This is a genomic window from Streptomyces sp. NPDC002994 (genome assembly GCF_040611155.1).
Lineage (GTDB): Bacteria > Actinomycetota > Actinomycetes > Streptomycetales > Streptomycetaceae > Streptomyces.
In genome coordinates this window covers 23851-45616 of record NZ_JBEXNQ010000037.1, presented here as the reverse complement: position 1 = coordinate 45616, position 21766 = coordinate 23851, and the positions used below count along the sequence as shown (strand labels likewise).

Sequence of the window (21766 nt, the reverse complement as noted above, 5' to 3'; positions counted from 1 at the left end):
CCTACGGGCGGCGGCCGGATCCCAGCGCGGCGAGGCCCCGGGCGTGATCGAAGACCGGCACGGGGTCGTTCGCGTCGGTCCACGGGGCGGCTCCGCACCAGCCGCCGATCAGGCGGAACTGCGCCAGGGCTTCGGCGTAGCGCCCGGTCTTGACGAGCGTCGCGGCGAGGAGGTGCCGTATCGGGGGCAACCGGTGATCGTCGGGGGCCGTCTGGGCCGCCTGAGCCAGATCGGCCTGGATCTGGGCGAGCATCGGCTTGGTGACCCAGGTGCGGTAGGCCTGGTCGCCCTCCTGGAGCACGGCCTCGTGGACGGCGTGCAGGCAGATGGCGGAGAGCAGGCTGCCTGCGGGCGCCGACTTCGCCGCCTCCTTGGCGAACTTGAACATCAGCTTGTGCGAGCCGTACCACTTCTGGGACCAGTACTGGAGGGCCTGCCAGTGCGCGTCGTAATGCTGCGGCGCGCGAGCGGTGAGTTCGGCCCACAGCTGCCGGAACTCGTCGTGCGAGAGCCCGAGTCCGCGCGCGGCGGCGATCATCGTGATCCACGGACAGGGGTCGCGAGGCGCCAGCTGGGCGGCCTCCTGGGCGGCGTACATCGCGGTCGGCAGCAGCTCGGCGAAGAGTGCCATCTGGCTGTCCGAGGTCTGCCCGGCGTACTTCGCACCGCGCGCCGCCCAGGCGCGCAGGAGGAGGGCGTGCGCGTGTACCACCACGGCGTCCGCGTCCCGCGGCCGCTCGGCGCGCCAGATCCGCAGCCACCGCTCGTCCTCGACGGCGACGTCCGCGAAGACTTCGACGAGCCGCCAGCGCGACTCCCAGTCCTTGTCGTCCGAGGCTGAGGCCAACAGGCCGGAGGCGGGCTCCCAGTCGCCCTGGCAGGCGGCGTCGACGGCGAGGCGGAGCGCGGGTTCGTCGCGGGGCGGGCCGGCGCGGTGGCTGTTGAGTTGATCGCGGGGGACGAGACCGTAGGCGGAGGCGTCGAAGCGCTTGGCCTGCTGGTTGCGGAGGGCGAGGCGGGTGACATGGACGAGGGCCCAGGCAAGACAGGCCAAGCCGACGGCGGTGACGAGGTTCGTGAACACGGGACGTAATAATCCCTGGTCAGGGTCACGTTACGTACACGAGAGGGAGAATTACTGGACTCGGTCGGCGGGGTGGCGGGTGTGGGCCGGGCCACCCGTCCACTGACTGCGTTCCAGCGCGTACGCAACGTCTCCTTGCTCCCAGCCGTCGATGCTGTCGGGCCACTCCCCGAACCAGCGGCGTACGAAGAGGAGGCCGGCCTTCTCCATCACGCGGCGGGAACGGGAGTTGACGTACATGGTGTCCGCGGTCACTCTCTGCACGCCGAGGTCGGTGAACCCCTTGTCGATCAGGGCGCGAGCCCCTTCGGTGGCGTAGCCGCGCCCCCAGGCCGCCCGGCCGAGCCGGTACCCGAGCTCGACGACATCGGCGCTGTCGTCGGCCAGCGGCCGGAACTCGAACCATCCGAGGAACGCTCCCGTCGCCTTTTCCCCGGCGGCCCAGAAACCGCGGGTTCCGATGCAGGGATAGTCGTGCGTCAGCTGCGGCAGCACGCGCTCGACGACGAATGCGCGGGAGGTGGGCCGGCCTCCGTTGATGAAGCGCATGACTTCGGGATCGCTGTCGAGGCGAACGAGCCGTTCGATATCGCTGTCGCTGTCGCTGTCGCTGTCTTCGGCCTCATCCTCGTCCTCACCGAACGCACGAAGGACGAGCCGCTCGGTTTCGAGAAATACGCTGCGCATCTTCTGATCGTGACGTGTGCCGTCGCCGGCCACCACCGAATAAGGGGCCGGGGGTCGGGGGTCGGGGGTTTGGGGTTGGGGGCAGTCAGCTTCTGGACGCAAGGACCGCTCGGACGAATTCGGCCGGTGGTGCGTAGTTGTGGGCTTCGACGTAGTGGGCGATCAGCTCCGGGGCGGCATAGACGACGCCCTCACCGATGACTCGTATCTCGGCGCTGCCGCGCGGGCAGTTGTCGCGCGCGCCGAGGAGGCCGAGGAGCCTTGCGGCGCACCAGGGGCAGAAGTGATAGCCGCGGGTCTGCTGGACGCGGTGGGTTCGTTGCATTTGCTTGAGCGTTTCCACGAGTTGCGGAGGAGGATCACCCTTGGCGTACGGCCTGACACGCGCGAGCCAGCCCACATTCACCTGCGGAAGCCCACGAAAGTCGCGAGAGTCGCCGACGGGCGCGGCTGCTTCTTGTTCTTGCGTCGTGGATTCGTCAGTGTCGTAGGTGTAGGGCGTCAGGTCTGCGTAGTAGGTCATTACCGCTGTCTACCAGTCATATCGCTCAGCGGGGCGCAGGATGGTGCGGGGGCGCGAGCGGAGAGGCTGGCTTCGGCCGCCCTGGGGCGTTGATCGCTTCTGGCGTGGGGGCCGCCACATGTAAGTGTGGCGACGGAGGCCCGCCCCTCAAGGGCGCTCCTACGTCGCGTCGCCTGCGGCGATTGCGCTGCGCTTAACCCTTGACCGGCGAACCTCCGCCGCAATGCTTCTGGGGGGCGGCCCCCGGGGGGAGCCCACGGGGAAACTCCGGCTAGTGGCTGGCGTGTCGCTGCCGGCCGACGGGCTCGGTGAGTGGGGCGCACCACGTCTAGGGGGCGGCTCGGCCCCAGGCTCAGCGACTGCGGGAACGGCCGTTGGTGCACCATCCCCATTCCCACGCACACGAGCACCCGCCCAGGTGGCCGGTTGGTGCGTCCGGTCGACCTGCGGACTCATGGTGGTGGCAGGTGGGACGCGACAGTTGAATGGGGGGACTCGGGCCGGTGTGGCGCCCACCCCGCCCGGTGGCCGGTTGAGCGACAAGCCCGTTGCTGGTGTGGGTGGGTGGTGGCGCACCGAAACGTGGAACGCGGCATGACATCGGCGGCCACACCCCGGCCCCCCAGCCGCACGAACCCACGAGCCCCATCCTCCACACCAGCCGTCTCCCTCCCGACGGTCGGCGCGGTCCGTGGGGGCCGAGTGGGTCGAAACGCTCCCGTGACGGCCGGAAGGGAAACGGCGGGGACTGGTGAGGTTGGAGGGGCGTTGGGATTCATCAAGTGTGGGGTTAGGGCGTGTATCGAACGTGCTGCCAGGGGCCTGAGCTGCGCAGCTCGGTGGCGTCTGGAGTGGAAGTCAGGAAGGCTGGGGCGCATGGTTTCGGTATTGCAGAACGTGGCGATTGACTGTGCGGATGCCTACGAGCTGGCCCGGTTCTGGAGCGGTGTGACGGGCCGTCCGATGCATCCGGATGTCAGACCGGGTGACCTGGAGACTCAGGTGCTGCTGGCGGAGGGCCCAGTGCTCTACTTCAACCAGGTGCCCGAAGCTAAGACGATCAAGAATCGGATCCATCTGTGTTTGCGCCCTGAGACCTCGCGCGATCAGGAGGTGGACCGGCTGCTGGGCCTCGGTGCCACCTTTGTCGCTGATCACCGGAATCCCGATGGTTCAGGCTGGGCAATCCTTGCTGACCCTGAAGGTAACGAATTCTGCGTTCTGCGCAGTGAGTCCGACCGAGCCGCCATGAATTCCTGACGCTGACGCGCCGTCCTGGCCGGTTTCGTACGACCACTGGTCACAGCCACTCGTTGATGCCCGCGACGAGAACGGTCGCGTACCTCGTGGGTGCGCCACGAGGCGCCATGGAATCGAGTGAGGCGAGAGACCTTCACCCGCCGGGTTGTCGCAGCAACCCGGTTGAAGCAGGGGGCAGTGTCCGCCCCACGGGGTGCCGATGGGGGCCGGTGTGACTGGTGGGTCGTCGGGAGCCGTCTTCTGCCGGGTTGAGCGCACCCCTACGCCTGCGCCGCGCCATTGGCTGCAACGAACCCCGCACATGACGTACGCCGAGGTCTCTCACAGGGGGTGAAAATGGGGCTAAAAGGGCACGCCTGTGTGTCATGTGCTGGGTTCGTCCCATCCCGCCGGTGTGGGAGCCGGGACAGTGCCCTATACGCCGACCGAGAGTCGTCAACTTGTTCATCTGTCCGGCTGAGAGTGTCGGCTGTCCCACTGGCCGGGCCGAGAGCGTGCGCCGCCCCTACCGGTCGGGCCGAAGGCTTCGAACCACTGTTGGCTTGGCCGGGAGTGTCGAGCCAGCCTGCGAGCCCGGTCGTTCATCCGGCCAGGCCGTCGGCAGGACCCACCCGCCCCTGGGCGCCCCTCCACCCACTCACATCAGCAACCTGCTTGCTGCCCAGCCGGCCACCGGCCGGGGTGGACGCCACACCCACCCGAGTCACCCCATTCAACTGACGCGCCCCACCCGCGCAGCTCAGGAATCCGCAGGTCGACCCGGTCGGTCGGCCGTCCACCGGTGTGGGTGCTCGTGTGCGTGGGAATGGGGATGTCCCGCCAGCGGCCGTTCCTGCAGTCGCTGAGGCTGGGGGCGCGCCACCCCATAGACGTCATGCGCCCCACCCACTCGGCCGTCGGCCACCGAGCCGACCCGCGCCGCTTCCCGGAGGTAGCGTGCAGGGCGTTTTTCTTTGGGCCGTCCCCGTATAAGCGTTAGCGGTGGGCCGGGGCGGCGGGTCAAGGGTGGGCCGCAGGCACATCGCGTAGCGACGCGACCGTAGGGAGCGCCCTTGACGCGGCGTCACGGCCCACCGACACTCGAGCGCTCAGGGACGGCCCGAAACCCCCAGAAGCAAGCCTTGGTTACCGGGCCCACCCCGGGCCCACCCCGCACTCCTGTCCTCCCTGCTGCGGCTGCTGTCCTCCTACAGTCCCGATGCGTGGCTGGAGAGCCAGTCGGTGTGCTGGCCGCGCAGTCGGTCTCGCTCCGCAGGCGTGGAGAGGATGACGTCGGCGCCTCCGTCGTACGGATGGTGGATGCGCCGAAGTTCCGTATCTGTGAAGAACACGTCCCCGAGTTCCTCGTCCGCGACCGCTCGCAGCAGAGCGTCGGCGCAGCCGCGTTCCCACGGACGTCGGTCGGCGTACAGATGCGTGTGGGTGTGGAAATCCGGGTCCGGGTCCGGGGCCTCCTGGTTCGCCTCGGTCCACCAGCGGACGCCCTCCGGGTGGAGTGCCTCGCGGGTCGGGTAGGGCGGGTAGCTCGGGTAGGCGGCAGGGCCCGTTGGCGTCGTCGACCAGTCCGCGGTCACCACGAACACGTCCACACCCGCGAACAGTTCGTCGAGGACGGAGTTGTACCGGTCCAGCACGATCGCGTACTCGGCCTCGGTCTCCGGGTATCGCTTCGACCCGGGGAGGCTGTGAAAACGCACCCAGCGATCCGCGTACCTACCGCGGAACTCGTGGGCGATGGGCGGGCCCGGCGGCCACCGTTCCCGCCCCCACCGCGCGGCCAGCGCCTCCGGGGCGAAGCCAGGACTCATTCGCTCCCGGCCCGAGCCACGCCGATCGGGCAGGAAACGCCCGTTCCACCGATCCCGCAGTAGCCCGCCGGGTTCTTGTCTAGGTACTGCTGGTGGTACGGCTCCGCCGGCCAGAAGGGGCGGGTGTCCACCGGGAGGATCTCCGTCGTGATCGTGCCATAGCCCGTGGCCGTCAGCACCTTCTGGTACGCCTCGCGAGACGCCTCCGCGGCCGCCGCCTGAGCGGGCGAGTGGGTGTAGATCGCGGAGCGGTACTGCGTGCCCACGTCGTTGCCCTGGCGGAAGCCCTGGGTCGGGTTGTGGTTCTCCCAGAAGACCTTCAGCAGTTGCTCGTACGAGACGACCGAAGGGTCGAAGACGACTCGCACCGCCTCCGTGTGGCCCGTCAGGCCCGAGCAGGCCTCCTCGTACGCCGGGTTCTCGGTGTAGCCGCCCTGGTAGCCGACGAGCGTCGTCCAGACGCCCTCGGTCTGCCAGAACTTGCGCTCCGCGCCCCAGAAACAGCCCATGCCGAAGTCGGCGATCTCCAGCCCGTCGGGGTACGGGCCCACGAGCGGGTTGCCGAGGACCGTGTGCCGGGAAGGGACCTCGAACTCCGGGGTCGGGCGGCCCTTCAGGGCCTGCTCCGGGGTGGGGAGCTGGGGGGTACGGCCGAACATCATGGGGATCTCCTCCTGGACGGTCTGCGCCTGGGCGCCTAGGGTCAACGCCTGGAGGCGGCCGAGGATTCCACACCGGCCCTCCCCGCGGCGGAGGCGGCGGCGAACGCGCGCTGAGTTCCTCAGCCCCTCAGCGTCGCCGGGCTGCCGCCGTTCGCCTCGTACCCGGCGACCGCCAGGGCGCGGTACACGGCGTAGTCCGCCGCCGGGTCGGGGCTGTGCGTCCACGGCAGCGCGCCGACGTGACCGTCCACGTGCCGCAGTTGCTCCATGGCCTCCGACCAGCGTTCGGCGCGTACGAGGAAGAGGATCAGCAGGTGGCGTACGTGCGCCAGCATCGGGTCGTCGGGGCGCGCGGCGTGCACCGCGTAGAGCGCGCCCTCCATCGCCCTCGTCACCACCGCGCTCTGGTAGAAGCCCTGCACGAGATTCACCTCGGGCAGGTGCTCGTACACCGCGAACAGGGGCAGCGCGGCGAGCAGCGAGCCCTGCGGCGCGCGGGCGGCGGCCGCGGTCGCGAAGGCGTCGGCGGCCTCGCGCGAGCCGTGCCAGTTCTCGCTGCGGTAGCTCAGTGCGGCGAGATGCGCGCCCATGTGGGCCGGGGCACGGTCCAGGATCTTCGCCCACAGCTGGTCGAACCCGGCCTCCGGGTAGGCCAGTCCGCGCGCGACGGCCAGTTCGGTGATGTACGGAACGGGGTCGCCCGGGGCGAGCAGCGCCGCCTCGCCGCACACCGTACGTGCCTCCTCCAGGATGATCCGGAAGTCGTCCGTTCCGGGCGTCGACGTACGCCACGCCTGCTGCACCAGGAACTCGGCGTGCACCTGCGCCCCGCCCGCGTCCTTCGGTGCCTCCGCGCGCCACGCCCGCAGCCAGCGCCCGCCCTCGCCGGGCTTCTGCGCGAGCTCAAGCGACGCGGCGCCGGCGAACGCCTGCACGCGCTGCCAGCGCACCTCACCGTCCTTGGGCGTCCCGGCCAGCAGCTGCGCGGCGGCCCGCCAGTCCTGGGAGCGCTGGACCACTTCGAGTACGTCTTCCAGGTCCTGGTCCGGGCCCGGCATCCGGACGTCGAGCAGCTCCTGGCGTACGAAGCCGTAGTCGGCCGGGTCGGCGGCGTCGGGGGAGCCGGGCGCGACGAGGCGGATGCCGCCGGCGCGCCGGCGCAGTACGACAGGGCCGATGACCGCCGCCAGCATGCACAGAGCGATCAGGAACCAGAGAATCTCCATGGCTCCATTGTCCCGGACGGCGGCGGGACGTTCCGGAGGGACCAGGGAAGGACCACGGAGCGGACCACGGAGCGGGCCGGGGAGCGGGCAGGGGAGCGGGCCGGGGAGTGGCCGGGAAGTGGCACTGGCGCCGACGAACTACGCTCGTTTCCCATGAGCGATGACCACAGCTTCGAGACCCTTGCTATCCACGCCGGCAACACCGCGGACCCCCTCACGGGCGCGGTCGTACCGCCGATCTATCAGGTGTCCACGTACAAGCAGGACGGCGTGGGCGGACTGCGCGGCGGCTACGAGTACAGCCGCAGCGCCAACCCGACCCGCACCGCCCTGGAGGAGAACCTCGCGGCGCTGGAGGGCGGCAGCCTCGGGCTGGCCTTCGCGTCGGGCCTGGCGGCGGAGGACTGCCTGCTGCGGACCCTGCTGAGCCCCGGGGATCACGTGGTCATCCCGAATGACGCGTACGGCGGCACCTTCCGGCTCTTCGCCAAGGTCGTCTCGCGGTGGGGCGTGACCTTCTCGGTCGCGGACAGCTCCGACCCCGCGGCGGTACGGGCGGCCCTCACCCCGAAGACCAAGGTGATCTGGGTCGAGACCCCCTCGAACCCGCTCCTCGGCATCAGCGACATCCAGGCGCTCGCGGGCGTCGCGCGCGCGGGCGGTGCCCGGCTGGTCGTCGACAACACCTTCGCGAGCCCCTACCTCCAGCAGCCGCTCGCGCTGGGCGCGGATGTCGTCGTGCACTCGACGACGAAGTACATGGGCGGGCACTCGGACGTCGTCGGCGGCGCGCTGATCGTCAACGACGCGGCGCTGGGCGAGGAGCTGACGTACCACCAGAACGCGATGGGCGCGATCGCCGGGCCCTTCGACGCGTGGCTCGTGCTGCGCGGCATCAAGACGCTCGCGGTGCGGATGGACCGCCACAGCGAGAACGCCACGCGCGTCGCGGACATGCTGACGCGGCACCCGCGCGTCGCGAAGGTCCTGTACCCGGGTCTTCCGGAGCACCCCGGTCACGAGGTCGCGGCCAAGCAGATGAAGGCGTTCGGCGGGATGGTGTCGTTCCGCGTCGACGGCGGCGAGGAGGCGGCGGTCGAGGTCTGCAACCGGGCACGGCTCTTCACGCTGGGTGAGTCGCTGGGGGGTGTGGAGTCGCTGATCGAGCACCCGGGGCGGATGACGCATGCGTCGGCGGCGGGGTCCGCGCTGGAGGTGCCGGGGGATCTGGTGCGGTTGTCGGTGGGCATCGAGTCGGGCGACGACCTGCTGGCCGACCTGAAGCAGATGCTGGGCTGAGCGGGGCCCCGGGCCCCGGTCCTCAAGCGCCGGACGGGCTGAGGTTGCCGGGGGTGGCTGGGGCTCCGCCCCAGACCCCGCTCCTCAAACGCCGGAGAGGCTGGATGGTGCGGCCGAATCCAGCCCGTCCGGCGTTTGAGGACACGCCCGTAGGGCGTCCTCGGGAAGGGGCGGGTAAGAGAACAGCGCCGCAGGCAACCCGTACCCGCACCGCTGCCTACCAGCCCTCCAGCGGCGGCGCGATCTCCGACGGTGGCGCCACCCACGGCTGCTCCACCGCCGCCCACACCACGAACGCCACCACCGCCAGCGCGAGCAGCGCCCACATCAGCTGCCGCGCGACCAGCCGGCGGCGCAGCAGCCGGGCACCGCGTTCGGCGGCGTGCGGGCCCAGGTCCGCGGGGACCGGCGGGTGCGGGCCGCCCTCCAGCATCCGCCGCACCTCGTCCTCCTTGCGGTCGGGGAGGCTCACGGCGCCGCCACCGACCCGGCCGGCTTGCTGCGCATCGTGGCCACCGCGCGCGTACAGATCGCCCTGACCCGGTCCGCCGGCAGCCCGATCTGTGCCGCCGCCTGCTCCTCGGCCACGCCCTCGTACAGGCGCAGGACCAGCACCAGCCGCTCCTGCGGGGTCAGCCGCTCCAGCACCCCGCCCCCGGCGAGGGGGGCGCAGCGGTGGCCGTGCTGCCGATAGCGCCACGCGCTGCGCGCGAAACGGGCCGCGAGTTCCTGGCGGGTGCGGTCGTACGGGTCCTCGCCACGCAACCGCTCCCAGTCCGCGTACGTACGGGAAAGAGCGGCGGTCAGCAGTCGCCGCGCCCGCGCGTTGTCGTCCGGCGGCTCCGCCGTCAGCAGCGTCGCGGCATGCAGGAGCCGTCCTGCCGCGCCCGCGACGAACGCCTCGAACTCGCGGGCCCTGCGGCGATGCCGATTCGCCTGCCGCTCTCGCACGCCCTCATATCAGGGCAGGAACCGGCCCCGGGTCAAGAGGTGGGAGGCACCTCTGAAGCCGTCACCTCTCCGGTGTCCACACCCTCCGCACCCGCCTCCGCACCCGCCTCCGCCGCGGCCGCGCTCTGGCGGGCCGAAAGCGCGGAATTGAAGCGCGTCAACAGCGTGCAGAAGGAATCGCGCTCCTCCTGGCTCCAGCCCTCCGTCACCTGCGCCATCAGTTCGCGCCGCGAAGACCGCACCTCGTCGAGCCGCGCCTGGCCGCGCGGTGACAGCTGGAGCACGACCGCACGGCCGTCCTCCGGGTGCGACGTGCGCTTGACCAGGCCCGTGTCGACGAGCGGCGCGACCTGCCTGGTCACGGTCGAGGAGTCGATCCCCATGCCCGCGGCGAGCGCCTTGACGCCCATCGGGCCTTCCTGGTCGAGCCGGTTGAGCAGCAGATAGGCCGCGCGGTCCATGGAGTTGCGGACCTGGCCCACGCCGCCGAGCCTGGTCTGCTCGGCGCGACGGGCGAAGACGGCCACCTGGTGCTGGAGGGCATCGAGGAGGCCGGTGTCCGGATCAGTCGTCATGTCCTGGGAAGTGGGCATGGCTGGGGGCTCTCTTCGTGCGGTGGTCGGTTTGGTGGGGGACAGAGTACGCGGGTGGCAGCGGGTGCGTACCGGCGCTGCGATAAACGGATGGACGGCCTTGGACCCCGGCGGCCGCCCGACCGCCGAGCTGCCAGACTTGCGGTCATGAGCTTCCGTACGTCTGACCCCTTTCGCCACCTCATCCTCGACGACATCCGCGGGGCGCAGAAGATGCTCGCGGGGGTGGCGAGGACCACGGCGATGGAAGGCAGCCGGCATCTGTCGCAGCTGGTCGGATCCCCGGTCCACCTGAAGTGCGAGAACCTCCAGCGGACCGGCTCCTTCAAGCTGCGCGGCGCGTATGTACGGATCGCCGGCCTGTCCCCGGAGCAGCGCGCGGCGGGCGTCGTCGCCGCCAGCGCCGGCAACCACGCCCAGGGCGTCGCGCTGGCCTCCACCCTCCTCGGCGTACGCTCCACGGTCTTCATGCCGGTCGGGGCGCCCCTGCCGAAGGTCGCGGCGACGCGGGAGTACGGCGCCGAGGTGCGGATGCACGGCCAGGTCGTCGACGAGACGCTGGCCGCCGCGCAGGAGTACGCCGACACGACGGGCGCGGCCTTCATCCACCCCTTCGACCACCCCGACATCGTCGCGGGTCAGGGGACGCTGGGCCTGGAGATCCTGGAGCAGTGTCCGGAGGTACGGACGATCGTCGTCGGGGTGGGCGGCGGCGGGCTGGCCGCGGGTATCGCGATCGCGGTCAAGGCGCTGCGGCCCGACGTGCGGATCATCGGCGTACAGGCGGCGAACGCGGCGTGCTATCCGCCGTCGCTGGCGGCCGGGCGGCCGGTGTCGATCGACACGCTGCAGACGATGGCGGACGGCATCAAGGTGGGGCGGCCCGGCGACGTACCTTTCGCGGTCATCAACCAGCTGCTCGACGGTGTCGTCACGGTCACCGAGGACGAGCTGTCGAGCGCGCTGCTGCTGTGCCTGGAGCGGGCCAAGATGGTCGTCGAGCCGGCCGGCGCGAGCCCGGTCGCGGCGCTGCTGAGCAAACCGGAGTCGTTCGAGGGGCCGGTGGTCGCGGTGCTGTCGGGCGGCAATGTCGATCCGCTGCTGATGCAGCGCATCCTGCGGCACGGCATGGCGGCTGCGGGCCGGTACTTGTCGCTGCGCCTGCGCCTGACGGACCGCCCGGGCGCCCTGGCCGGGCTGCTCGGGGTGCTGTCTGTGGTCGACGCCAATGTCCTTGATGTGGGTCATGTACGGACCGACCCGCGGCTGGGACTCACGGAAGTCGAGGTGGAGCTGCACCTGGAGACGAAGGGGCCGGAGCACTGCACGGAGGTCAGGTCGGCGCTGCGGGAAGCGGGATACACCGTGATGTCCTGAGGGATGCCTGAGGGTGTCTGAGGGGTGCCTTGAGGGTGCCCGAGGGGTGCCATAACGCGATGTATCGCGTTACGGTGGGAGCCTCGCGGCTGCTTACTGATTCACCGGGCGGGGAAAGTCCGGCAAAACTAAAATCCGCGTAGGAAATTTCACCCAAAACTCCTGGGGGACCCCTTATGCCAGGCGCCATCTACGCCGAAGGCCTGGTGAAGACCTTCGGCGACGTAAAGGCCCTCGACGGTGTCGACCTCGACGTACCGGAAGGGACAGTCCTGGGCCTCCTCGGCCCGAACGGCGCCGGCAAGACCACCGCCGTGCGCGTGCTGACGACACTGCTCCAGCCCGACAGCGGAAAGGCCGTCGTCGCCGGCATCGACGTCCTCAAGCACCCCAACGAAGTGCGCCGCTCCATAGGCCTGTCCGGCCAGTTCGCCGCCGTCGACGAATACCTCACCGGGCGCGAGAACCTCCAGATGGTCGGCAGGCTCTACCAGATGTCCGCGAAGGGCGCGAAGGTCCGCGCGGACGAGCTGCTGGAGCGCTTCAACCTCGCCGACGCCGCCGACCGTACGGCCAAAACTTACTCCGGCGGCATGCGCCGGCGCCTCGACCTCGCAGCCGCGCTCGTCGTCAGCCCGCCCGTGATGTTCATGGACGAGCCGACCACCGGGCTCGACCCGCGAAACCGCCAGCAACTGTGGGAGGTCATCCAGGAACTGGTCTCGGGCGGTACGACGCTCCTGCTCACCACCCAGTACCTCGAAGAGGCCGACCACCTCGCCCACGACATCTGCGTCATCGACCACGGGCGGGTCATCGCACGCGGTACCTCCGACCAGCTCAAGGCCCAGACCGGCGGCGAGCGCATCGAGGTCGTCGTGCACGACCCCGATTACCTCACCGCCGCCGACGAGGTGCTCCGCGCCTTCGGTAAGGGCGAGAGCAAGACGGAGCAGCACACCCGCAAGATCATCGTCCCGGTCACCGGCGGCGCCAAGCTGCTCGCCGAGGTCATCCGCGAGCTGGACGCCCGTGGGGTCGAGATCGACGACATCGGGCTGCGCAGGCCCACCCTCGACGACGTCTTCATCTCCCTGACCGGCCACGCGGCCGAGGTCGCCGGAGAAGAAGGCGAAGAAGGAGAAGAAACGGAGGCTGCCAAGTGAGCGCCGTAACAGACGCCGATCCCGGCGCCCGGGCCCGCAAGCAGCGCGGTGGCCTCTCCCAGTCGGTCAGCGACTCGCTCGTCATCGCCAAGCGGAATCTGATCCGCATGAGCCGGATTCCCGAAGTGGTTCTCTTCGGGTTGATCCAGCCGATCATGTTCGTGGTGCTGTTCAGCTACGTCTTCGGCGGCTCGATGATGATCGGCGGCTCCACCAACGCCTCCGACTACCGCAACTTCCTGATGGCCGGGATCTTCGCCCAGACCGTCACCTTCGCCACTGCCGGGGCAGGGGCGGGTATCGCGGACGACATGCACAAGGGGCTGATCGACCGGTTCCGCTCGCTGCCCATGGCGCGCGGCGCGGTACTCACCGGCCGGACACTGGCCGATCTCGTCCAGACCGTGGTCACCGTGCTGGTGCTCGCGATCGTCGCTGTGCTCGTCGGCTGGCGCATCCACGAAGGCATCGCGAAGGCGCTGGCCGCGTTCGGGCTGCTGCTTTTCCTCGGGTACGCGTTCTCCTGGATCGGCGCGCTGATCGGGCTCTCTGTCCGCACCCCGGAGGCAGCCACCTCGGGTGGGCTGATCTGGCTCTTCCCCGTCACGTTCATCTCGAACGCGTTCGTGCCCACGGAGAACATGGCGGGCTGGCTTCAGCCGGTCGCGGAGTGGAACCCGTTCAGCGCCACCGTCCAGGCGTGCCGCGAACTCTTCGGGAACCCGGGCGTCTCCCCCTCCGACGCCTGGCCGATGCAGCATCCCGTTTGGGCTTCGCTGATCTGGTCCGTCGTGATCATCCTGGTCTTTCGGACGCTGGCCGTCCGCAAGTACCGCCGGGCAGCCAGCTGAGGGCTGCGCCCTGACGTGGGACGAGTCCTCGCCACCGGCGAGGACTCGTCTCAGCCGGTGTGAAGGATCCGAAAACGATCGGGTTCCGCCGGATCTCGGTCAACGACTTGGATCGGCGCCCAAGCCCATTGCCAAACGCTGATGCCCGGCGTGCGGGAGAACTGGATCTGCCCGCGGGTGCCTTCGACTGCGACGCGCGGCCAGGATGCGGCAATGCGCGCCCGGTCCGTGCCGTGAGAACGCAGCACGTCGGCGAGGACGGCGACCGTGTCATAGCCCTCGAAGGCGACGAAGGAGGGCGCTTCGGCCAGTCGCTCGCGGAGGGCCGCCTCGACTCGTACACCGAGTGGGCTGAGGCGCTCGGGCAGGTAGCGCAAGAACGGGATCGCGGCGCTGTCGTCGCCCAGCAACGTCGCCCATTCGGCGCACTCCGGTTGTCCGGCCGGAGCGCCCATCATGATCTCGGCGAGGCGCTGGTCGCTGCGTACCGACTTGACGATCGGCACGGCCGGATCCGGGTGGCCGACCAGAAGAAGGAGGGCTGTCGCGCGATGGTCGACGAGTTCGTCGCAGACGGCTGTCGGGGTGAGCGTGCCCATGTCGAGTTCGATGACGGTGCCGCCGCGTGGAGCGAGGTAGTCCCGCAGAATGCGGGTCCCGGATGCCCAGTAGACGCTCGGCTGGGCTGCCACGGCGATGCGACTGTGGCCCGCGCCGAGGAGGAAGTCCGCGTAGACCTGCCAGCCGCGGGACTGCGGCGGGGAGAGGCGCGCGACCCATTGCGTTGGCTGTTCGGTGAGCGCGTCGAGAACCGCTGACGAGCAGAGGAACGGCAGGCCGAGGGCGTCGGCCCTGGCGGCGGCGGCGCGAGCGACGACGCTGTGATACTCCCCCGCCAAGGCAGCCACGCCCAGGCGAGCCAATTCGTCTACGGCCGCCGCGGCCCTCTGTGGATCAGCCGCGGTGTCTCGGACCACCAGCTCGAGTGGTCTTCCGACGATCCCGCCGGCGTCATTGACTTCGCGAACGGCCAGCTCGAGTCCAGCGAGCAAGTGGTGGCCTGCCTCGACCCAGCCAGGCCGGGTCAGCGGAACGAGAGCGCCGATCTGGACGGGTGAATTCATGCGCTGGCGTCTTCCGTGGGGCGATTCTGTTGCGGTTTGCCCGGAACGCAGAGCGGCAAGGCGAGGTAGTACGCGTTCATGCCATCTCATCTCGCCGTGGCGGGCGCACCTGGGTGACCATGCCGGACATTGCATCCACCACCATCGCCACCAGGCAACCGATTATTTGTTCGCGACCAAGCCCCCGGCCGGAAAATCCGGCCGGGGGCTTGGTCTCTGCCCTGTGCTGCCCTGCGCTGCCCTGCGCTCAGCCCTGGTACGGCGTGGCTTCGAGGATCGTCACCGATGCCTTGTTGCCGTTGGGCATCTCGTACTGCGCGTCCTCGCCGACCTTCTTGCCCATCACGCCGGTGCCGAGCGGCGACTGCGGCGAGTAGGTCTCGACGTCGGAGCTCGCGTACTCGCGTGAGGCGAGCAGGAACGTCATCGTGTCGTCCTCGTCGCCGTCGAAGGCGATCGTGACGACCATGCCGGGTGCCACGACGCCACTGGTCGTCGGGGCCTCACCGACCTTCGCGTTCTCCAGGAGCTGGGTCAGCTGGCGCACACGGAGCTCCTGCTTGCCCTGCTCCTCCTTGGCCGCGTGGTACCCGCCGTTCTCGCGCAGGTCCCCCTCCTCGCGGGCAGCCGCGATCTTCGTCGCGATCTCCGTGCGTGCGGGACCCGACAGGTACTCCAGCTCGGCCTTGAGCTGGTCGTACGCCTCCTGGGTCAGCCAGGTGACGCTCTCGCTGGTCTGGGTCACAGGTGCTCCTCGTCGGTACTTGGAATACAAAGCAAGCATCGCCCTACCCAGAAGGATGTGCCTCCAGGGGCGGGCGAAACCACGAGCCTAACAATTCAGGCGGAAAAGGGGGAGGAGGAAAACCGCCGGAGCGGCATCTCCGCTGGTCAGCCTGCAGAACCGCTGTCCGCGGTGCAGCCTGTCAGTTCGGTGCTCGTCGCCCTGGACGTTGTACGGACCGTATAGATCTCGTCGATGCGCCCGCCGCCCGACGCCTCGATACGGACGTCCCTGCGGCCCACCTCGGCGCCGTCCTCCGCGAGCGAGCGCAGGGTGCAGGTGCCGGTCGCGTCCGCCTTCTTGCGTACTTCGAGGTGGACCTTGACCTCGGAGTCCGAGACGGTGTCGAACTTGATGAGCTCGGCACTGATCCGCTGTGCGGTGACGTAGTCGTAACCGAACCAGCCCGTCATCGCCAGGAGCCCGGCGCCGAGCACGGCGCCCACGATCTTGAGCTTGCGGTCCGCGCGCTCGTCCGCCGAGCGGCCGTAGCGGCCCTCGGGAAGGTCCTGACGCACCGCGGTCATGATCGTTCCTCCTGGGTCGGGAGCCGGCCGGATGATGGCTGCTGTCTCCGGAATTTTCCGCCCCCTGATTCGGTCACTATAGAAGCCGCTTATTGCGCCGAATCATTGAGGATCGAGTCTTGACTGAGCAGCTGCGACTGATGGCCGTTCACGCACACCCCGACGACGAGTCGAGCAAGGGTGCGGCGACCATGGCGAAGTATGTGTCCGAGGGGGTGGACGTGCTGGTCGTGACCTGCACGGGGGGCGAGCGCGGTTCCATCCTCAATCCGAAGCTCCAGGGCGACAAGTACATCGAGGAGCACATCCACGAGGTCCGCAAGAAAGAGATGGACGAGGCTCGCGAGATCCTTGGCGTCCGGCAGGAGTGGCTCGGCTTCGTCGACTCCGGCCTGCCGGAGGGAGACCCGCTGCCGCCGCTGCCGCAGGGCTGCTTCGCGCTGGAGGACGTCGACGTGGCGGCGGGCCGGCTGGTGAAGTCCATCCGTACGTTCCGTCCGCAGGTCATCACGACGTACGACGAGAACGGCGGCTACCCGCACCCCGACCACATCATGACCCACAAGATCACGATGGTGGCTTTCGAGGGAGCGGCCGACACCGAGAAGTTCCCGGAGGCGGAGTTCGGCCCGGCGTACCAGCCGCAGAAGCTCTACTACAACCAGGGCTTCAACCGGCCGCGCACCGTCGCGCTCCACGAGGCGCTGATCGAGCGCGGCATGGAGTCGCCGTACGGGGAGTGGCTGGAGCGGTGGAAGGAGTTCCAGCGGGCCGAGCGGACGCTGACCACGTACGTTCCGTGCGCGGACTTCTTCGAGATCCGCGACAAGGCGCTCATCGCGCACGCGACGCAGATCGACCCGGACGGCGGCTGGTTCCGCGTCCCGATGGACATCCAGCGGGACGTCTGGCCGACGGAGGAGTACGAGCTGGCGAAGTCGCTCGTCGGTACGTCCCTCCCCGAGAGCGACCTGTTCGCGGGCATCCGCGACAATGCCTGATGTGAACGTAACCCTGGCAATGACGCAGATCGTGCCGCTCGCCGCGGACGAGTTCGACAAGAACAAGGTGACCCCGGGTGTGCTCGGGTTCCTGGTCTTCGCGGCGCTGGCTGTCGGCGTGTGGATGCTGATGAAGTCGATGAACCGCCACATGGGCAAGGTCAACTTCGAAGAGGCGCCGGATCCGGCGGCGGAGCGGGAGAAGGCCGCCGCCTCGGCTTCTGCTGCCGGTTCGGCTTCCGCACCGGCTTCCGGGGACCCTGCGGGGGAGCGCCCGAAGGACGCGTAGCGACGCCCTGCGGGCGTGTCCTCAAACGCCGGACGGGCTGGATGTTGCCGCTTGCGGCACCTTTCAGCCCCTCCGGCGATTGAGGAGCGGGGTCTGGGGCGGAGCCCCGGTTCACCCTCACCCCCGCGCCACCCCCACCGGCACCCCCATCACCTCCCGCGCATGCCGATTCGGCACCATGCCGAGTCGCCATGCCTGCCAGCCCTCGGCCAGGTCCACTCCCCGCTCCAGCACCAGCGCGTACGCCTCCGCGCAGTCCTCCAGCTTGCCGTCGCGGGTCGGATGGGGCTCCCGGAGCAGCTGGGACAGCTCCTCCTGGGCCACCGCCGTGCCGATCTCCGAGCCCCCCGGTGAACCGAACGGCAGCAGCGTGCAGCGCAGGAAACGTGCCCAGTCCGCGCCGCGATCGTCGCCGTACGAATCGAACAACCGCGCCGCCTCGTCGCACAGCTCCAGCGCCTGCGCCGGCCGGTTGTTGCCCGCGTCCACGATCGCCAGCTCCAGGCATGTCCACGCCTCGCCGTGCGCGACCCCGATGCGGTGGAAGTCCGCCCGCGCGTCGACCAGCAGCTGACGCGCGAAGCCGGAATTGCGCAGGTTGCCGGTCTGCGCCGCGCGCTGGTCGCGCGTGACGCGGCCCGAGTGGTGGCGGGCGCAAGCCAGCCCGTACACGTCCCGCATCCGCGAGAACATCCCCCGCGCCCGCTCCAGCTCGCGCACCGCCTCAGCGGCGTCGCCGCGCTCCTCCAGCGCCTGCCCGAGGTAGTAGAGGGTCCAGGCCTCGCCGCGCGCGTCCTCCGCCTCGCGGTGACGGGACAGCGCCTGGCGGAGATCGTCGACGGCGGGGGACGGGTCGCCGTCGACCAGGCGGGCGCGGGCCAGCTGTGTCAGCGCCCACGCCTCGCCGCGGCCGTCGCGCGTGCGCCCGTACAGATCCAGCGCCTCGCGCAGCTGCTCCTCCGCATGCGGTACGTCGCCCATCCGCAGGAACACCTGGCCGAGCTGGAAGTGCGCCCACGCCTGTCCGTGCAGGCTCTCGCTCTCCCGGTGGAGGACGAGGGCGGTGTCCAGGTGGCTGACGGCGTCGGCCAGGTTCGCCCGGTCGCGCTCCACCGCGGCGAGCGCGTGCAGCGTCCACGCGCGGTCGGCGGCCAGAGCGTCCGACGCCTGGAGGGCGAGCGCCTCGTTCAGTTTCGCCGCGGCCTCCGTCAGGTTGCCCTGGTGGTGGAGCGTGATGCCGAGCGAGCACAGGGCGCGGGCGGCGCCCGCCTCGTTCTGGGCCTCGAAGTAGAGATCCACCACCGAGGAGAGGGTCGTACGGGCCTTGTCGAGCTCGCCGAGCTGGCGGGCCGCGATGCCCGTACGCCACTGGACGGACCGGCCCAGCAGGCCCTGGTCGACGGCCTGCGTCAGCTCGCTGATCTCGCCCAGGCGGTACAGGTCACCGCGCAGCAGGCAGTAGTCGCACAGTGCGCCGAGGAGGTTCAGTACGGCCTGCTGGTCCACGCCCTCCGACTGGCGCAGCGCCGCCGTGATGAAGCTCGACTCGTCGTCCAGCCAGCGCAGGGCGGCGTCCAGCGAAGTGAAGCCGTGGGCCCCGAAGTGGTCGGCGCGGGTCGACGTCTTGCCGTCGACCATGCGGATCACCGAGTCGGCCAGTTCGCCGTAATTGCGGATCAGGCGCTCCTGCGCCGCCGCCCGGTCCGCCGGCTCCTCCTCGTCGAGCAGCCGCCCCTGCGCGAACGCCCGTACGAGATCGTGCAGGCGGTAGCGGCTGCCCCGCACGTGCTCGATGAGCCCTGACCGCGACAGCGCCGCCAGCAGCCGCTGCGCCTCGTGCTCGTCGGTGGCCAGCAGCGCCGCGGCCGCCGCCGCGCCCAGGCTCGCCCGGCCCGCGAGCGCGAGCCGGCGCAGCAGGCGGCGGGCGGCGTCCGGCTGGTCGGTGTAGCGCAGCCACAGCGCGCGCTCCACCGGGGCGACCGGACCGTACGCGGCAAGATCCGCCGCCAGCGCACGCGGCGTGCGTGCGCCGAGCGAGGAACCCGCGACGCGCAGCGCCAGCGGCAGCCCGCCGCACAGCTCGGCGATCCCGTCCGCCGCCTGGGCGTCGTACGGGCCCTCCTTCTCCTCCGCCACCTCCCGCAGCAGCTCCTCCGCGCCGGCGGAATCCAGCGCCTCCACCGGCAGCTGGTGCACCCACGCCGGGATGTCGGCGGGCAGGTCGAGCGGCTGCCGCGCGGTCACCAGCACCAGGCTGTCCGAACGCTCCGGCACGAGGGTCCGCACCTGCGCCGCGTCCGACGCGTCGTCCAGCACCACCGTCACCGGCAGTCCCGTCAAGTGCTGGTGGTACAGCTCGGTCAGCCTGCGCAGCTGCTGCTCCTGCGAGGACCGTTCCCGGAAGAGCAGCTGCTCGCGCGGCGCACCGAGCCGGTTGAGCAGGTGCAGCAGGGCCTCCCGCGTCGACAGCGGAGACTCGCCCGCCGTGTCGCCGCGCAGATCCACCACACACGCGCCCCGGAACTGGTCCCTGAGGTGATGCGCCGCCCGCACCGCCAGCGTCGTACGCCCCGAACCGGGCGCCCCGTGCAGCACGACGACCGTCGGCCGCGTCTCGGTGCTCGCGCGCGCCGCGTGCACCCACTGTGCGATCTGCCCCATCGCCGCCCGCCGCCCCGCGAAGGGGCCGTCGGGTTCGGGCAGATGCCCGAAGGACTGCTCCAGTACGGACCGTCTGCGCGCCGCCTGGCTGCGATCGGCGCCGCGCAACTGCCCGGCGACGGCGGCCTTCGTCGCCGTACCGGTGGTCGTACGCCCCCGGGTCGCGGCGAGCAGGACGTGCTGCTGGTCCAGGAACGGCCGTATCCCTCGCACCTCCAGCGCCGTCAGCCACTGCAGCCTCAGCTGCTCGGGCCCGCCGGGCTGCGCCAGCGCGCCGGCCCGCTGGTGCGCGGCCGGCCAGTGCGAGGCGGTGACCTTGACGACGGTGGCGGCGGCCCCGGCGACCGCGACGACGGCCCCGGCGGCGAGCGCGGTACCGGCGTCCGTACCGAACGCCAGGTCCGCGCCGACGGCAGCGACGGCGGCAACGGCCGTGACGAGCCCGGGGGTTGAGAGATGCGCGCTGCTGAACCGTTCCGCCAACGACCGCTGCCCCGCCTGCGCCTCGTCCAGCGCCTTGACGTACGCGGCGTACTCCTCGACCGCCCCGGCCGCCATCGTCTCCAGCGCGGCCCGCCCGCGCAGCAGCAGTGCGTTGGCGTCGATCCGTCCGCCCGACCGCCGCGCCTGTTCCTCGACGGCCCGTACCAACAGCCGCTCGGCTTCCGCCCGGTGGCTGTCCCGCATGTGCGTCCCCCTCCGAGAGCAAGATTGGGGGACAAGTGTCCTGCTTGACGCGCGTCAGCGCGAGGGCCCGGCGATCAGGCCGCTGAGCGGTCAGTACGCCGTGGGCCAGCCGCCGCTCCAACTCAGCAGGTTGAGGCCGAGCTTGGGGGTGCCGGCGTCATTTCCGTCGTAGTAGTGGTAGACGAGCAGGTCGCCATCGACGTCGGGCATGATGTCCTGCCCGCCGGGACCGATCACGGAGCCCTGCGACGCCATGACCACGGTGCCGCCGTTGTTGGTCATGGCGACGCCGTCGCGGTCGTGGTAGGGCCCGGTGGGGCTGGTGGCCCGGCCCACCTTGATCTTGTACGTCGACGCGGTGCCGCTGCAGCAGGTGTCGTACGACGCGAAGAGGTAGTAGTAGCCGTTCCGCTTGATCACGGTCGGGCCCTCCAGTGCCTTCGTCCCGGTGGGGCGCGAGGCGAGGGAGCGGCGGGCGGTGTCACTCGTGTGCTGCTTTCCGGTTCCCGGGTCGAGGCGGATCATCTTGATCCCGCTCCACCAGGAGCCGAAGGCCAGCCACCACTTGCCGTCGCTGTCGACGAACAGGTCGGGGTCGATGGCGTTGTAGTCACTGCTCGACGTGGAGGAGTACACGATCCCCTGGTCGCTCCAGCTTCCCGGCAGACCGGTGGAGGAGGTGGCGAGGCCGATGGCCGAGGTGTTGGAGCCGAAGCGGGAGACGGCGTAGTACATGAGGTACCGCCCGCCGTGGAACGAGATGTCGGGCGCCCACGGGTCGTTCTCCGGCGAATAGCGCGCCCACCAGCCCGGCGGCGAAGAGAGGGCGTTGCCGTCGCGGCTGAACGCGGTCCGGTCGGTGGAGGTACGGGATTCCAGGTAGCCGTGGGTGGAGTAGAGCAGGTACCGGCCGTCGGCCTTGCGGAGCATCGTCGGGTCGTGGACGACGACGTCGCCGGTGACTCTGCCGGGGCCCGGGTAGGCGGACGCGCTCGACGGCATCAGGGCCAGCATGACGGCGGTGGGCAGGACGAGGAACGAAGATCTGCGCAGAGTGCGGCTCACACGCTTCTCCTTCGGTGAGAGGTCGTTCGAAATGTCGGACGGCGCCCGCCAAGTCGAACGGGAACCTAGGTAGAAAGCGCTTGTGCGTCAACGCTGCGCGCAATGTTTGTTGCGGAGGGAGCGGAAGGAGCGGAGGGCGCG

General features: G+C 70.3%; 21 protein-coding genes. 7 read left to right on the top strand and 14 right to left on the bottom strand.

Annotated features, from left to right (window positions below; all coding sequences use genetic code 11):
• Position 1: 1 nt before the first annotated feature.
• The 3 genes from ABZX79_RS34020 to ABZX79_RS34010 all read right to left on the bottom strand — a co-directional run bounded on the left by ABZX79_RS34020 (position 2) and on the right by ABZX79_RS34010 (position 2294).
• Positions 2 to 1084: a hypothetical protein gene (locus ABZX79_RS34020; protein WP_355266611.1), complete on the bottom strand. Its 1083-nt coding sequence runs from the start codon at positions 1082 to 1084 to the stop codon at positions 2 to 4.
• Positions 1085 to 1135: 51 nt separating this feature from the next.
• A complete protein-coding gene (locus ABZX79_RS34015) occupies positions 1136 to 1771 on the bottom strand; it encodes a GNAT family N-acetyltransferase (RefSeq protein WP_355266608.1) in 636 nt (211 codons plus the stop codon).
• 85 nt (positions 1772 to 1856) lie between these two features.
• The gene (locus ABZX79_RS34010; RefSeq protein WP_355266605.1) at positions 1857 to 2294 is read right to left on the bottom strand and encodes a hypothetical protein; all 438 of its coding nucleotides are present in this window, start codon (positions 2292 to 2294) and stop codon (positions 1857 to 1859) included.
• Positions 2295 to 3170: 876 nt separating this feature from the next.
• On the opposite strand from ABZX79_RS34010, the gene ABZX79_RS34005 reads away from it, so the two are divergent.
• Positions 3171 to 3554, top strand: coding sequence for a VOC family protein (locus ABZX79_RS34005; RefSeq protein WP_355266602.1), 384 nt, complete (start codon positions 3171 to 3173; stop codon positions 3552 to 3554).
• A gap of 1187 nt (positions 3555 to 4741) precedes the next feature.
• Here ABZX79_RS34005 and ABZX79_RS34000 read toward each other — a convergent pair.
• From ABZX79_RS34000 to ABZX79_RS33990, 3 genes are all read right to left on the bottom strand, one after another.
• Positions 4742 to 5362, bottom strand: a complete 621-nt coding sequence (locus tag ABZX79_RS34000) for a hypothetical protein (protein ID WP_355266599.1) — start codon at positions 5360 to 5362, stop codon at positions 4742 to 4744.
• Positions 5359 to 6024, bottom strand: coding sequence for a peptide-methionine (S)-S-oxide reductase MsrA (gene msrA, locus ABZX79_RS33995; RefSeq protein WP_355266596.1), 666 nt, complete (start codon positions 6022 to 6024; stop codon positions 5359 to 5361). Before msrA ends, ABZX79_RS34000 begins: the two co-directional genes overlap by 4 nt.
• A 119-nt stretch (positions 6025 to 6143) precedes the next feature.
• Positions 6144 to 7250: a hypothetical protein gene (locus tag ABZX79_RS33990; RefSeq protein ID WP_355266594.1), complete on the bottom strand. Its 1107-nt coding sequence runs from the start codon at positions 7248 to 7250 to the stop codon at positions 6144 to 6146.
• A 153-nt stretch (positions 7251 to 7403) separates the two neighbouring features.
• On the opposite strand from ABZX79_RS33990, the gene ABZX79_RS33985 reads away from it, so the two are divergent.
• Entirely contained in the window at positions 7404 to 8549 is a 1146-nt protein-coding gene (locus ABZX79_RS33985) for a cystathionine gamma-synthase (RefSeq protein WP_355266592.1), read from the top strand.
• Positions 8550 to 8766: 217 nt separating this feature from the next.
• On the opposite strand, the gene ABZX79_RS33980 is transcribed toward ABZX79_RS33985, so the two are convergent.
• From ABZX79_RS33980 to ABZX79_RS33970, 3 genes are read right to left on the bottom strand one after another with little or no spacing between them, the layout of a single operon-like run.
• Entirely contained in the window at positions 8767 to 9021 is a 255-nt protein-coding gene (locus ABZX79_RS33980) for a hypothetical protein (protein WP_355266589.1), read from the bottom strand.
• Entirely contained in the window at positions 9018 to 9500 is a 483-nt protein-coding gene (locus ABZX79_RS33975; protein ID WP_355266586.1) for a sigma factor-like helix-turn-helix DNA-binding protein, read from the bottom strand. Before ABZX79_RS33975 ends, ABZX79_RS33980 begins: the two co-directional genes overlap by 4 nt.
• Before the next feature lie 32 nt (positions 9501 to 9532).
• Positions 9533 to 10093 (bottom strand): MarR family transcriptional regulator, encoded by a 561-nt coding sequence (locus tag ABZX79_RS33970; RefSeq protein ID WP_355266583.1) that lies wholly within the window; start codon positions 10091 to 10093, stop codon positions 9533 to 9535.
• Between the two features lie 147 nt (positions 10094 to 10240).
• On the opposite strand from ABZX79_RS33970, the gene ilvA reads away from it, so the two are divergent.
• The 3 genes from ilvA to ABZX79_RS33955 all read left to right on the top strand — a co-directional run bounded on the left by ilvA (position 10241) and on the right by ABZX79_RS33955 (position 13487).
• Positions 10241 to 11470, top strand: a complete 1230-nt coding sequence (ilvA, locus tag ABZX79_RS33965) for a threonine ammonia-lyase (protein ID WP_355266580.1) — start codon at positions 10241 to 10243, stop codon at positions 11468 to 11470.
• Positions 11471 to 11646: 176 nt separating this feature from the next.
• Positions 11647 to 12636, top strand: a complete 990-nt coding sequence (locus ABZX79_RS33960; protein WP_355266577.1) for an ATP-binding cassette domain-containing protein — start codon at positions 11647 to 11649, stop codon at positions 12634 to 12636.
• Complete coding sequence (locus ABZX79_RS33955; RefSeq protein WP_355266574.1) at positions 12633 to 13487, top strand: ABC transporter permease; 855 nt, start codon at positions 12633 to 12635, stop codon at positions 13485 to 13487. The genes ABZX79_RS33960 and ABZX79_RS33955 overlap by 4 nt, the downstream gene beginning before the upstream one ends.
• A 50-nt stretch (positions 13488 to 13537) precedes the next feature.
• Here ABZX79_RS33955 and ABZX79_RS33950 read toward each other — a convergent pair whose 3' ends face one another.
• The 3 genes from ABZX79_RS33950 to ABZX79_RS33940 all read right to left on the bottom strand — a co-directional run bounded on the left by ABZX79_RS33950 (position 13538) and on the right by ABZX79_RS33940 (position 15922).
• A complete protein-coding gene (locus ABZX79_RS33950; RefSeq protein ID WP_355266571.1) occupies positions 13538 to 14611 on the bottom strand; it encodes an ABC transporter substrate-binding protein in 1074 nt (357 codons plus the stop codon).
• Positions 14612 to 14858: 247 nt separating this feature from the next.
• On the bottom strand, positions 14859 to 15356 hold the full coding sequence (gene greA, locus ABZX79_RS33945) for a transcription elongation factor GreA (RefSeq protein WP_355266568.1): 498 nt from the start codon (positions 15354 to 15356) through the stop codon (positions 14859 to 14861).
• Between the two features lie 146 nt (positions 15357 to 15502).
• The gene (locus ABZX79_RS33940) at positions 15503 to 15922 is read right to left on the bottom strand and encodes a DUF4307 domain-containing protein (protein WP_355266565.1); all 420 of its coding nucleotides are present in this window, start codon (positions 15920 to 15922) and stop codon (positions 15503 to 15505) included.
• Between the two features lie 119 nt (positions 15923 to 16041).
• Between ABZX79_RS33940 and mca the strand changes: the two genes are divergently transcribed.
• Positions 16042 to 16923: a mycothiol conjugate amidase Mca gene (gene mca / locus ABZX79_RS33935; protein WP_355266562.1), complete on the top strand. Its 882-nt coding sequence runs from the start codon at positions 16042 to 16044 to the stop codon at positions 16921 to 16923.
• Positions 16916 to 17212, top strand: a complete 297-nt coding sequence (locus ABZX79_RS33930; protein ID WP_355266560.1) for a hypothetical protein — start codon at positions 16916 to 16918, stop codon at positions 17210 to 17212. The genes mca and ABZX79_RS33930 overlap by 8 nt, the downstream gene beginning before the upstream one ends.
• Before the next feature lie 117 nt (positions 17213 to 17329).
• Here the strand turns inward: ABZX79_RS33930 and ABZX79_RS33925 are convergent, their stop codons facing one another.
• Entirely contained in the window at positions 17330 to 20560 is a 3231-nt protein-coding gene (locus ABZX79_RS33925) for a tetratricopeptide repeat protein (RefSeq protein WP_355266557.1), read from the bottom strand.
• A gap of 90 nt (positions 20561 to 20650) precedes the next feature.
• Entirely contained in the window at positions 20651 to 21574 is a 924-nt protein-coding gene (locus ABZX79_RS33920) for an arabinan endo-1,5-alpha-L-arabinosidase (RefSeq protein WP_355266688.1), read from the bottom strand.
• Between the last annotated feature and the right edge of the window lie 192 nt (positions 21575 to 21766).